This is a genomic window from Chelatococcus sp. KU-N122, assembly GCF_055391085.1.
Map to the genome: position 1 here is coordinate 2474260 of NZ_AP043981.1, position 13004 is coordinate 2487263.

Annotated in this window: 10 protein-coding genes; 3 read left to right on the plus strand and 7 right to left on the minus strand. The window is 66.9% G+C overall.

All coding sequences use genetic code 11. The annotated features are described in order from the left end of the window. Positions 1-4: 4 nt before the first annotated feature. Genes ACZ5PO_RS11115 through ACZ5PO_RS11135 form a run of 5 tightly spaced genes read right to left on the minus strand, consistent with a single transcriptional unit; the run spans position 5 to position 5139 of the window. Positions 5-805: an ATP-binding cassette domain-containing protein gene (locus tag ACZ5PO_RS11115; RefSeq protein ID WP_464193292.1), complete on the minus strand. Its 801-nt coding sequence runs from the start codon at positions 803-805 to the stop codon at positions 5-7. A 46-nt stretch (positions 806-851) separates the two neighbouring features. Further along, positions 852-1727 (minus strand): ABC transporter ATP-binding protein, encoded by an 876-nt coding sequence (locus ACZ5PO_RS11120; protein WP_464193294.1) that lies wholly within the window; start codon positions 1725-1727, stop codon positions 852-854. A 5-nt stretch (positions 1728-1732) separates the two neighbouring features. Continuing rightward, entirely contained in the window at positions 1733-2602 is an 870-nt protein-coding gene (locus ACZ5PO_RS11125) for an ABC transporter permease (RefSeq protein ID WP_464193296.1), read from the minus strand. After that, positions 2599-3549: an ABC transporter permease gene (locus tag ACZ5PO_RS11130; RefSeq protein WP_464193297.1), complete on the minus strand. Its 951-nt coding sequence runs from the start codon at positions 3547-3549 to the stop codon at positions 2599-2601. The genes ACZ5PO_RS11125 and ACZ5PO_RS11130 overlap by 4 nt, the downstream gene beginning before the upstream one ends. An 18-nt stretch (positions 3550-3567) precedes the next feature. Next, the gene (locus tag ACZ5PO_RS11135; RefSeq protein WP_464193299.1) at positions 3568-5139 is read right to left on the minus strand and encodes an ABC transporter substrate-binding protein; all 1572 of its coding nucleotides are present in this window, start codon (positions 5137-5139) and stop codon (positions 3568-3570) included. A 716-nt stretch (positions 5140-5855) separates the two neighbouring features. Between ACZ5PO_RS11135 and ACZ5PO_RS11140 the strand changes: the two genes are divergently transcribed. From ACZ5PO_RS11140 to ACZ5PO_RS11150, 3 genes are read left to right on the plus strand one after another with little or no spacing between them, the layout of a single operon-like run. Beyond that, complete coding sequence (locus tag ACZ5PO_RS11140) at positions 5856-7352, plus strand: sugar ABC transporter ATP-binding protein (RefSeq protein WP_464193301.1); 1497 nt, start codon at positions 5856-5858, stop codon at positions 7350-7352. Beyond that, positions 7349-8377, plus strand: coding sequence for an ABC transporter permease (locus tag ACZ5PO_RS11145; RefSeq protein ID WP_464193303.1), 1029 nt, complete (start codon positions 7349-7351; stop codon positions 8375-8377). Before ACZ5PO_RS11140 ends, ACZ5PO_RS11145 begins: the two co-directional genes overlap by 4 nt. Positions 8378-8410: 33 nt before the next feature. Further along, positions 8411-9472, plus strand: a complete 1062-nt coding sequence (locus tag ACZ5PO_RS11150) for a substrate-binding domain-containing protein (protein ID WP_464193306.1) — start codon at positions 8411-8413, stop codon at positions 9470-9472. 96 nt (positions 9473-9568) lie between these two features. On the opposite strand, the gene ACZ5PO_RS11155 is transcribed toward ACZ5PO_RS11150, so the two are convergent. Next, positions 9569-11158: an ABC transporter substrate-binding protein gene (locus ACZ5PO_RS11155; RefSeq protein ID WP_464193308.1), complete on the minus strand. Its 1590-nt coding sequence runs from the start codon at positions 11156-11158 to the stop codon at positions 9569-9571. A gap of 9 nt (positions 11159-11167) precedes the next feature. Further along, the gene (locus ACZ5PO_RS11160; protein ID WP_464193310.1) at positions 11168-12775 is read right to left on the minus strand and encodes an ABC transporter substrate-binding protein; all 1608 of its coding nucleotides are present in this window, start codon (positions 12773-12775) and stop codon (positions 11168-11170) included. Between the last annotated feature and the right edge of the window lie 229 nt (positions 12776-13004).

Sequence of the window (13004 nt, forward strand, 5' to 3'; positions counted from 1 at the left end):
GATTTCAGGCCCGGATCGGCAGCACCGCCTCGACCAAACGGCGCGTCGCGCCGTGACGCGCGGGATGGCCGAGCTCGTGAGCGGGGAAATGATCGACGAGGCGGCCGCGCTCCATGACCAGGATGCGGTCGCAGAAGGATTGGATCACCGCCAGATTGTGCCCGATGAACAGATAGGTGAGACCGAATTCGGCTTTCAGCTCGCGGAGCAGGTCCAGGACCTGGGCCTGGACGGAGACATCCAGCGCCGACGTCGGCTCGTCCAGGATGATGAAGCGTGCCTTGACGCCGAGCGTGCGGGCGATGTTGATCCGCTGCCGCTGTCCCCCCGAGAAGGCGTGCGGATAGCGGTCTGCGTCCGCCTCGGTCAGACCGACGCGCTCGAGGAGACGCCCCGTTTCGCGCCGCGCCTGCCGCCTCGACTGGACGATGCCCAGATGGAGCATCGGATCGGCGATCTGCGGGCCGACGCGGCGGCGCGGATTGAGGGACGAGGACGTATCCTGCGGAACGAGCTGGATATGCTTGCGGTAGACGCGCCGCGTCGTCTCGTCGAGCCGGCTGATGTCGGTCCCCCCGAACAGGACGCGCCCGCCGTCGGTGCGCTCGAGACCGGCGATGATCCGGCCGATGGTGGATTTGCCTGATCCCGATTCGCCGATGAGGCCGACGGTTTCCCCCCGCGGCACGTCGAACGTCACATCGTTCACAGCGGTCATACGCTGCCGCTTGCGCGTCAGCACGCCACTCCCGCTCTCGAACGTCCGCCGCAGATTGCGGACGGATATCAGGGCGTCGTCGCTCACCTTGCCGTCTCCTTCGTCCGTGTTGCGCGCTTCGGGCATCGGGCGCTCAGGCGGACACCGGTCCAAGCGGAGCCGGAGCGGCGACGGCATCGGAGCTCCCGCCGCTCGCAGACGTGAGGTCGAGCCGGGGGACGGCGGCGATGAGGCCGCGGCTGTAGCTGCTTCGTGGCGCCGACAGCACCTGCCGGGTGCTGCCGTCCTCGACGATGCGCCCTTGGTACATGACCGCGATGCGTCGGCTCAGATAGGACACGACGCCGAAATCATGGGTAATGATCACGACGGCGGTGCCGAATTCCGCGTTGATGCTGGCCAGGAGGTCGAGGACCTGCAGCTGGGTTATCGTGTCGAGCGCAGTCGTCGGCTCGTCGGCGATCAGCAAGCGCGGTCTGCTGCTGATCGCCATGGCGATGACGACGCGCTGCCGCATGCCGCCGCTGAGATTGTGGGGATGAGCGCGCAGCACCCGCTCGACATCCGTCAAGCCAACCTTGTCGAGCCATTTGGACGCCTGAGCGAGCGCCTGCTGGCGGCCGAGCCGGTTCCTGAAGGCGATCATGTCCGTCAGCTGGCGTCCGACCGTATGGACCGGATTGAGCGAGGTCAGCGAATTCTGCGTGATGAAGGCGATGTCCTGGCGAAGAATCCGACGCCGCGCGATGCGCGAGGCCAGCATGTCCGTCCCGTCGAAACGGATGCGGCCGGAGGCTATGTGCACGGCGGGCCGAGGCAGGAGACCGAGCACGGCGGCCATGGTCATGGTCTTGCCGCTGCCCGATTCCCCGACGATGGCGAGGAGGTCGCCCGGATAGACCGCAAGATCGACATCGGTGAGGATCCGCGCCGCTCCGGTCCGTGTCAGAGCGTCGACATTGAGCCCGGCAATGTCGAGAAGCGCGGGGGCTTGAGCGTCAGCGCTCATGGACGTCATCCATAGTGCGGGTCGAGGATGTCCCTCAGTCCGCTCCCGAGCCAATTGAAGGCGAGCGATGTCACGATGATCGCGACGCCGGCGGCGAGAACGATATGAGGCGCGCCCCGCGCAAAGACCTCGACGCCCTCCACCGTCATGCGCCCCCAGTCCGCATCGGGCGGCTGGATGCCGAGACCGAGGAAGCTCAGGCCCGACGAGAAGCCGATCATCGGCCCGATCAGCGTCGTCGCATAGACGATTGACGGCGATGCCACGTTGGGCAGCAGCTCCTTCACGAGGATGGTGGTGCGCCCGGCGCCCAGCAGCTTCGCCGTCTCCAGATAGCCCTTGCCGATCTCCCCGACGACGGCGCCGTAGACGATGCGGGTCATGTAGGGGACGAGCGAAACCGTGATGGTCACGACGATCGTGCCGAGCCCCGGCCCCATGAGCGAGGTGATGGCGATGGCGAACAGGATCATGGGAAAGGCGAACAGCGCATCGACGACGCGCATGACGGCGCCGCCGACGAACGATGGCGTATAGCCGGCAAATAGACCCAGTACGAGGCTGATCGCGAGCGCGAGCACGACGGGCGCGATGCCGGCGATCAGCGATGGCCGAGCCCCCCAGACGAGACGGCTCAAGACATCGCGCCCCTGACCGTCGAGCCCGAGCAGGTGCCCCGCCGTGCCGGGCGGCGCAAGGCGCATTGCCCCGTTGCCCACCAGGGGGTCGAACGGCGCGATCCAGGGTGCGAGCAGCGCGGCCGCGACAATGGCCAGGATGAGGGCGACGGCGAGGGCCGTCCGACCGATGCGGACGCCGGCGCCGAAAGCGGGACGCCGGTTCGGAACCGGAAACGGGGCAGGCGAAACGCTCATGAAACCGCAGTCCTCGGATTGAGCCACGCAAGAGCGAGATCGACCACGAGATTGATCGCCACGAAGGTGGCGGCGATCATCAGGATGCCCGTCTGCACCACAGCGACATCCCCCGCCGTGATGGCGTTGAAGAGCTGGGAGCTGATGCCGGGCCAGGCGAAGACGGCCTCGACGAAGATGACGCCGCCGAACAGCGTGCCGAACTGCAGGCCGCCGACGCTGACGATGGGCGGCAGGATGTTGCGCCAGACCTGTGTGCGAAAGATGCGTAGCGGCGTCATGCCCGCGGCTTGGGCGATCTTCACATAATCCGATGCCAGGACGTCGATGACCGCCCCGCGCACCAGGCGGGCGATGATCGAGACCGCCAGCACCGACGCCGCAACGGACGGCAGCACGAGATGCGCAAGCAGGTCGACGGAGGAGCCGCGCATCCGCATGTCGTGCATCCCCGACGACGGCAGCCAGCCGAGCGTCCGGGCAAAGACCCAGATCAGAATGATGCCGAGCCAGAAGACCGGCGTTGCCGCGAGCACTTCGGTCACGAACATCAGGATCTTGTCCAAGAGCCGGCCGGCATGGAAGCCGGCGACGACCCCGATCGCTACGCCGAACAGCAGGGAGACGAACAGGCTCGACAGGGCGAGCACCAGCGTGTTGCCGTAGGCGGGGACCATGATCGCCAGCGCGGGGACCTGCGTGCTGATCGACCGGCCGAAATCACCGTGCAGCAGCCGCCACAGCCAGGCGGCATATTGCTGCGGAAACGGCAGATCGAGGCCGAGCTTCGTTCGCATGGCCGCGATCTGCTCGGGCGTCGCCGTCTGTCCGAGCAGCGTCGTGACCGGATCGCCGGACGACGCATGGACGATGATGAAGACCACGCAGGTGACAGCTGCCAGCACGAGGACCGCGGCTGCCAGGCGCCTCAACAAGAACAGAAGCATCTTCGCCGTGGCTCGCGGTTATTTCTTGGTCAGCCATACTTTCTTGAGGTCGTACCACGCCTGAGCCGGGGAGGCGAAATCGCGAACCTTCTTGCCAACGGCGTAATGCGTCCGTTCCAGGAACAACGGAATCTTGCCGGCGTCGGCTGCAAGGATGCGATTGGCCTCCTGCCAATGGGCCACCTCGTCGGCGGGGTCCGTTGCGGCGATGGCCTTGGCGACCGCCGCGTCGAAGGCCGCGCTCGTGTAGCCGCCGATATTGGCGCCGCTGTTGCTGCTGCCGACGATGGACAGCCAGTAGGGCGTCAGGAAGCCCCATTCCATCGAACTGAAGCCGACGTTGGCGCCAAGCGCGTGTTCCTGAGCCAGGAAGCTGTTCCAGTCGTAGGCGCGGACGGTGAGGTTGATGCCGACCTTGGCGGCGTCCCGCTGCACCCATTCGGCGACCGCCTCGCCGCCGGCATAGACGTTGATCGTGGCGCTGACGCCGCGCTCGAAGCCCGCCTCCTTCAGCAGCTGCCCGGCTTTCACCGGATCGTAGTCGTAGTCGCGGAATGCCGGGTCGAACGCCGCGCTGCCGGGCGCGAGCACGCTGTAGGCGGGGCCTGCGGTGCCCTTGAGCAGGTCCTTGGCAAGCCCTTTCCTGTCGATGGCGTGGATCAGCGCCTGGCGGACGCGCAGATCCTTGAATGCGGCGTGCGAGAAATTGATATTGTAGTAGTAGATCGACGGAATACTGACGTTCGGAACGTCGAACCCCTCGGCTTTCAAACGCTCGACGGCGTCGCGCGGCGGCCAGGAAATCAAGTCGACCTCTCCGGTCTCGAGTGCCGCCACCCGAGCATTGCCGTCGGGGATGGGACGGAAGATGATGCGGTCGAGATACGGAGCCTCGCCCCAATAGCCGTCGAAGCGTTCGACTTCGACGAGCTGCCCGCGCACCCGTTCGACGAATTTGAACGGTCCCGTGCCGGTCGGATGCTCGACCACGCCGTCGTTGCCGTAGGTCCGGATCGATGTCGGGCTCGCGATCAGGCCGGTGCCGCCGGAGCCCTGCGCCAGGAGCCGCAGAAGGGGGCTGAACGGCTGCCTGAAGGTCAACACAACCGTGAAGGGGTCCGGCGTCTCGAGCTTCTCCAGGTATAGGTATGTGTTCTTGACATTCGTCGCGGTGATCTCGTCGTAGAATTCAAATGACGGGTCCCATGCGCGGCGAATGTTGAAAGCCACCGCTTCAGCATTGAAATCGGTTCCATCGTGGAATTTTACGCCGTGGCGCAGCTTGAAGGTATAGACCTTGCCATCGGGCGATATCGTCCAGGCTTCAGCGAGCGCCGGGATGATCGCCGGGGTCGCAACCTCGTTGCCCGACTTGGAGAGATCCTCGCTGACCAGCGCGTCGAAGATATGGCGCGTAATGCGGAACGTTTCCCAGCCTTTCTGGCGGCCGGGGTCGAGCTGCGTGATCTCAGCGTTCTGCGCCACGATCAGAGTGCCGCCGGATTTCTCGGCATCCTTCGCCCAAACGGCGCCGGGGGCCGCGATCGCATGCGCAAAGACAAGGCCCGCCAGAATGGATAGGGCTTTCATATGACTGTCCTCTTACAACGTATAGAGACGGCACCGCTGCCGGCAGGCGATCGTGTGCGTGCTTCGCGGGCCAGTCTAAGGGCGAAGCGTGGCTACGCTAGAGAAAAATTTCAATGAAATTAGTATGTTACATAGACTGATCTTGGCTCAATAGAGGACTTGCAGGAACGATTATTCTGCCCTCGACGTTTCAACCACTGGCGCGCGCCTCCTGTCCGCCGGCAAGGTCGTCCAACCGCCGGATGGTGGCGCCAGCGGGCCGCTTCTCTGCGTCCGCAGCGTCGTGTGGTTGGCCTGACCGCCGCCGCTGCTCGCGGCCAGCGCCAGCAGCGCTCGATCCCTCCGGCATCGGGGGATCGCCGATGGGGCCGAAGGCGCGGAAAGGACCGCGACGCGGCCGCGCCTGATCGGCGCCTGGGTCGTGCTCGCGGTACCGGCGGAGCCTTAGCCGACACGGAGACGCGGATTATGGCACTGCCCTCGCGTCAAGCGGAGAATGAAATTAAATTCTATTGAAATTGGCAATTTATCAATATTAATCTAAATATATCCATGAATTAAAACTTAGCGTCTATTGATATCATGTCGCAGTATTGCGTAGCGTAACGGCTGAAGCCAAAGAGGAAATTAGGCGGGCGCGGGTTGATTCGTCGCAGTATGTGGTGCCGTCCTGTCCACGCTGGGCGATGGGCCGGGATTCAGGGTGAGCGCGTTTCGTGCTGAGGCTCAGGGCGATCACGAAGCACTACGGCGCCACGCGCGCGCTGAGCGGCGTCGACGTTGATGTCGAGGCCGGCGAAGTCCTGGCGCTCATGGGCGCGAACGGCGCCGGAAAGTCGACGCTGGTCAAGATCATATCCGGCGTCCAGACGGCCGACGGCGGCTCCATCGTGCTCGACGGCGTCGTGCAGACATTTGTCAGCCCCGCAGCGGCAGAGGCAGCGGGCATCGTCGCCGTCCATCAATCCGTGGCCGACATCGGCGTGCCGTCGCTCAGCGTGGCGGACAACCTGCTGCTCGACCTCTACTGCACCGGCCGCGCACCGTGGGTGCTGTCCGGCAAAAAAGTCCTTGCCGAGGCCGCCGACCGAGCGCAGCGGGTGGGGCTGGCGGTTGACCTCCGGGCCAGGCTCGACAGCGTCTCGCTCGCCGACCGCCAGCTCATCGCCGTTGCGCGGGCGCTGGCCCGCCGGCCCAAGGTCATGATCTTCGATGAGCCGACGGCCAGCCTGTCGCGCGCCGAGGCCGAGCGGCTGTTTGCCCTGATCGAGGCGCTCAAGGCCGACGGCGTCGCGATCATCTACATTTCGCACAAGCTCTCCGATCTGTCGCGGCTCGCCACGCGGGTCCTGGTGCTGCGCGATGGACGGATTTCGGCGCATGTCTCGCCGCCGATCGATCATGATGCGGCGGTGGAGGCCATGATCGGCCGCACCGTGCGGCGCAGCCGCCGAGGCGGGGTGGCGGCGAGCGACAATGCCTTCTTCCGGCTCCGCGGGGCGCGGCTGCCGCGGGGCGAGGCGCCGTTCGACCTGACGGTCGAACGCGGCGAGATCGTCGCCGTGACCGGTCCGCTCGGCGCCGGCAAGACCACGCTGGCCGGCGGCATCTTCGGCGTCTGGCCCCTCGCCCACGAGTCGATGGTGCTCGACGGCGCCCGCTGGGTGCCCCGCGATCCCGCGCGGTCCATCCGCGCGGGCGTGTTCTATGCGGGCGAAGACCGCTGGCGAACGTCGTTCTTTCCGGCGACGGTGCCGTTCGCCTCGATCGCCGGCGCCATCAGTTTCCCGTTCCTGCCGCAGTGGTCGCCGGCGGGGCTGCTGCCGCGCCGGCGCGAGGCGGAGGCGGGAGCCGCGGCGATCCGCGATTTCGGCATCAAGGCGACGAGCGGGCGCGACCGGCTGAACGCGCTGTCCGGCGGCAACCAGCAGAAGGTGGTCCTGGCGCGCTGGCATGCGCAGGCGGCCCGGCTGCTGCTGCTCGACGAGCCGTTCCAGGGCGTCGACGTGGGGGCGCGCGAGGACATCATCGCCGCCTTGCGGGCCCGCTCCACCGATCGGGCGACCATCGTCTTCGTCAGCGACTACGAGGAGGCGCTCGAGGTCGGCGACCGCATCGTCCCCATGGATGCGCACCGCGTCCTCTCCGACGGCCGCATGCCCGTCGGTTCCGTATCCGAGCCGTTGCAGAGGGAGGCGAGGGGCGACCCATGACCGCGCTTGTCAACTCGTCCGCCACGCCACCCCGGGCGGGCGCTCCGTCGTGGCGATCGATCGTCGTTCGCGGCGGAGTCTTCGGGCTGCTCGCCATCATGGTCGTGGCCTTCCACATCCAGGAGCCGGCATTCCTGCGCGTCGCGAACATCTTCAGCATCCTGCAGGCGGTCGCCATCGTGGCCCTGCTCGGCATCGGGGTGACGATCTCGAGCGCCGTCGGCGGCTTCGATCTGTCGGTCGGGGCACTGGCGGCGCTGGCGCAGATGGCGGTGGCCTATGTCCTGATCGTCCTCAACGGCTCCACGACGGCCGCCATCCTCGTCACGCTCGCGATCGGCGCCGCCGTCGGGCTGATGAATGCCGTCCTGATCGTGCGCTTGCGCGTGCCGGACCTGCTCGCGACCCTCGGCATGCTGTTCCTGCTGGCCGGCCTGCAGCTCATTCCCACGGGCGGGCGGTCGATCGCGCCGGGCATGGCGCTGCTGGACGGCACGGCCGCCACGGGCACGTTTCCCGCCGCCTTTCTGGCGCTCGGCCGCGCCCGGCTGTGGGGCGTCGTGCCGGTGCCGGTGCTCATCCTGGCCGTGGTGGCGCTGGTGTTCTGGTTCGTGATGGAGCGCACCCGGTGGGGACGGGTGTTCTACGCCGTCGGCGGTTCGGAGCTGGCCGCACACCTCGCGGGCGCGCCGACCCGCCGTTACCGCACGCTCGCCTATGTGCTGTCGTCGCTCATCGCCGCGTTGGGCGGCATTCTTCTCGCCGCCCGCCTCGGGCGCGGCGACGTCAGCGCCGGCAATTCGCTGATGCTCGACGCGGTCGCCGCCTCGCTGATCGGCTACGCGGTGCTCGGAGCCGGCCGGCCCAACGTGTTCGGCACGGTCGTCGGCGCCATCTTCGTCGGCGTGCTGCTCAACGGCCTGACGATGCTCAACGCCCCCTACTACCTTCAGGACTTCATCAAGGGCGTCGTGCTGATCGCCGCCCTTGCGCTGACGTTCGGCCTGGCCCGACGCACGTCCTGATCACGTCCATCGTGGAAAGCAAGGAGATCGATCGTGATCCGTCGCACGTTCCTGCGTCTTGGGCTTGCCGGCACGCTGCTGGCGTCGCTGGGCTTCGCATCAGCCGCCGACGCGGCCGGCATTGCCGGTGCGCCGGCCCCCTTCGACAAAGGCGGCGTCCGGGTGGCGCTGATCGTCTATCTGTCGGGTGGCGACTATTACCAGAACTACGAAGCCGGCGTGAAACGGCAGGCGGCCGAGTTGGGCATCGAGCTGCGCTCCTTCCAAGGCCGACAGAAGCCTGACGAGCAGCGCGAACAGATCCGGCAGGCGATCAACCTCGGCGTCAACGGCATCATCCTGGCCGGCGGCAAGGGCGAAGCGGTGTCCGACGTGGTGCAGGAGGCCATCGATGCCGGCATCACGATCGTCACGCAGAACATCACGCTGCCGCAGAAGGAGGTGATCGTCATCGACCAGGACGAGTCCAAGCAGCTCGACCTAGTGCTCAATCAGGCGATCGCCGACAACGGCGACGACTTCAGGGCCGGCTACATCTATGTCGAAGGCTTTCCTGCCCTCGACAAGCGGGAGGTGGCGTGGCGCGCCTTCCTGAAGGCCCACCCGAAGGTGAAGCAGCTGGCCCAGTGGGGCGCGGTGGACGACACGCCGGCCCAGACCACCGCCAACCAGACGGCGGCGGCCTTGCGCGCCAATCCCGAGATCAACGTCATCCTGGGCCCGTGGGACGAGTTCGCGCGTGGCGCCAAGATCGCGGTCGACGAGGCCGGCCTATCCGACAAGATCAAGATCTACAGCGTCGATGTCTCGACCTCCGACATCCAGGCGATCCGCGAGCCGGGCAGCCCCTGGGTCGCCACGTCCGCGATCAGCGCCGCCGGGACGGGTGCTGCCGCACTCCGCGCGGTCGCCCTCGCCCGTACCGGCGAGCTCAAGACGACGCGCGTGCTGCTGCCGCCGACCCTCATCACCCAGGCATTCCTCAAGGACAAGGACATCAAGAACGAGGAGGAGCTGAACGCCAAGCTGCCGGGCTTCGATCTGAAAGGCGAGGTGACCGCGGAGTGGATCCGGAAGGCGGGCACGAAGAACTGAAGGCAGACAGACAAGCCCGGCCGACGATCCCGGCTCCGGCCGCGACGGCAGGTCGCGGGATCGTCGCCACCCACCCCTTGAGCCGCCCGGGCCCATTCACTGGGCAAGCCAGGTGTCGGCAAAATCGCTGGAGGCCACGTCGACCGTCGTCACGTGGTCGTGGACGCGGCTGTTGCTCACGATGATGGTCGGCAAGGCCACCAGCGCGATGGCCGGCAGATCCGCGCCGGTGATCGCCTGGATCTCCTTGAACTGCTGGGCCCGCTTGCCCTCGTCCACCTCCACCGCCGCCTGCCTGAACAGGTCGTCGACGCGCGGATTGTTGTAGTGGGCCGCGTTGAGATAGGGCAGCGGATGCTTGATGCCGTCCGACCAGTAGAGCCGTTGCACGCCCGCTGTGGGATCGAACAGGCGGCTGATGCCGTTGAGGTTCAGCTCGAAGCCGCGGTCCGTGTAGACGCGCTTGATGTAGGTGGCGAGATCGCCGTCCACGATCTCCACCTTGACGCCGACCCGGGCAAAGGCGGCGCGGAGGTATTCGGCGGTCTGCTTGAAGGTGGCGCCGGGTAGAAAGGCGAGCCGCAGCGAGAGGCGGCTGCCGTCACCGCCGCGCGGCAGTCCGGCGGCGTCGAGCAGGCGGTTCGCCTTGGCCAGGTCGAAGGGATAGTCGAACGGCGCCTCGTCGTTGTAGGCGGCGAGCGCCGCCGGAATGGTCGACGCCGCCGCGGCCGCATGGCCGTAGTAGATCGACTCGACGATGAAGCGTCGGTCGATGGCATGGGCCAGCGCGTGGCGCACCTCCGCGCGGGCAAGCGCCGGATGGTCGAGATTGAACTCGAAGATCTGCGCGTTGTTCAGGTAGGCGTCGCGGAAGGTGTCGATCCGCAGGCGGGGATTGGCCTTGAGCCGCTCCAGATCGGGCAGGGCGACGCTGAAGCTGACGTCGGCCTCGCCCGTCTCCAATGCGACGGAAGCGGCCGCCGCATCGCTCACGAAGCGCACGACGACGGCGTCGACCAAAGGGCGGTCGGCGCGCCAGTAGTGCGGGTTGCGGCGCAGCAGCACGTGGCTGCCGCGCTCCCATTCCACGAAGACGAACGGCCCGGTTCCCACCGGCGCGTTGCCGTTGGGGCTCTCGGCCAGGTTGGCCGTGGCGTAGGTATGGGCCGCGACGATGGGCGTCTCGCCGCCGGTCAGCGCCTTGAGCAGGTAGGGCGTCGGCTTGGACAGCACGAGGATGGCCGTGTGCGCGTCCGGCGTCTCGACGGCGTCCAGGTTGGCGAAGGTGATGCGGCCGCGTGGCCCCACGCGCTTGTGCGCCAGCAGCGAGAAGCGCACGTCTTCGGCGGTGAAGTCCTTGCCGTCGTGCCACCTGACCCCCTGGCGCAGCGAAAAGCGGTAGCGCAGGCCGTCGGCGCTGACGCTCCAATCCGTTGCGAGGCGCGGCTGCACGACGAACTGCGGATCGAAGCCGATCAGGCCTTCCAGGACCTTGCTGCTGACGGTGCGGGTGCGCGTGTTGGAATCGAGCAGATGCACCAGGGTCGTCGGCTCGCCCTGCTCGACCAGGGTGATGGTGCCGCCCTTGCGAGGTGTCGTCTGGGCGGATGCCGGCCGCGCCAGACCGGCCAAGCGGGTGGCGCCAGCGGCGGCGAGCACGAGCGACTGGCGTCGGGAAATACGCATGGCGCCGCCTCAGCCCTTCAGCCAGACGTCGGCGAAATTGCTGCTCACGCCGGTGGCGCCGGTGGTGTGGCCGACGACCTTCCGGTTGTAGATGGTGACCGAGCGGCTGAGCAGCAGCGGCAGGACAGGCAGGTCCTCGGCGAGGATCGACTGCACCTTGTCGATCTGCGCCTTGCGCTTGCTCGTGTCCGCCTCGACGGCGATCTGCGCGAAGAGCTGATCCACCTCCGGATTGGCATAGTGGCTTGCGTTGGTGAAGGCGACACCCTTGCGGTAGTTGTCGCTGGTGAAGAACCGCTGCAGGCCGACCGTCGGATCGAACATGTTGGTGAAGGGGTGGTTGGTGAAGTCGTAGTCGCGGTCGCCGTAGACGCGTCGCAGGTAGGTCGGGAAATCCTGGCCGCGGACGGTGACCTCGATGCCGACCTTGGCCAGCGCATTCTTGAGGTATTCCCCGGTGCGCTTGAAGCCTTCGCCGAACGGCTGGTAGTCGTGGAACAGGCTGAACCGCGGCTGCCCGGACTGGCGTGGAAAACCCGCTTCGTCCAGTAGCCGCTCGGCCAGCTTCGGGTCGAACCGATAGGTCTTGACGTCGGGATTGTAGAAGCGTGTCAGCGTCGGGCTGACGATGTTCAAGGTCGGGTCGCCCAGCCCGTACCAGGCCACGTCGAGCACGACCTTGGGGTCGATGGCGTGGGCAATCGCCTGCCGCACCTTGACGTTCTTGAGGTAGGCATTGTCCAGGTTGAACTCGATGGCGTAGACCGTCGGGCTGTATTCGTTGCCGCGGCTTTCGAGGCCGAGGTGAGGCAGCGCCCCCAGCCGCTCGATGTCAGGGGGTGAGACGGGAGAGGCCCCGCCGAGAAGGATCTCGCCCGTCTCGAACGCCGTCGCGCGCGCCGCATTGTCCGGGATGATGCGGACCAGGAGCGCATCGATATGAGGCTTCGGCTGATCCCAGTAGTTCGGATTGCGGACGTAGTGGATGTGGCTGCCGGGCAGCCACTCCTTGAACACGAACGGGCCGGTGCCGATGGGCGCGCGGTTGGCGGGATTGGCCAACGGGTCGCCCTTGGCGTCGTAGACGTGCTTGGCGACGATCGGCGATTCCCCGCCGGCGAGCGCGTAGAGCAGGTAGGGCGCCGGCTTCGTCAGGCTGACGACGACCGTGTGGGGGTTGACGGCGCGGACCTCCCGGACGTTCGCATAGGTCGTGCGGCCGCGTGGATGGAACGCCTTCAGCAGGCCGAGCGAGAAGACCACGTCGTCGGCGGTGAACGGCTTGCCGTCGTGCCAGGCCACGCCCTGCCTCAGCTCGAAGGTGTATTCCAGCGAATCCTCGCTCAGGGACCAGGCCGTCGCGAGCTGCGGCCGAGGGCTGAGATCGAAGTCGTACGTGAGCAGGCCTTCGTGCACCTTGGTGCTCGCCTGGATGGCCGGGCCTTCGGTGGTGTTGAAGCTCGACAATGTCGTCGGCTCGGGATGGATGACGAAGCTCAGCGTGCCGCCCCGCCGCGGCGTCTCGCCGGGCGTCTGGGCGTAGGCCCCGCGCCACGCCATGCCGATGAGCGCGCCGGCAGCGGATGCCGCAAGAAGATCACGTCTGGAAACGCTCATCTCGTCCTCGTGTGAACGGGGAGCAGCCGCCATCCCGCACCGGTGCGCGCGGGACCGGAGAGCACCGCTTCGACTGCCGGAGAAGGGCGTCGGGATCGAAGCCGGTGTCCACCGTCCACGCGCGTGATTCCGAGCGGCCGCAGCAGCACCCACACGATGGTGGAATATCTATTCAATGCTAGCAGACGAGAGAACGCGGATCAGTAGAATATGCTTTCGTTGTCGGTAG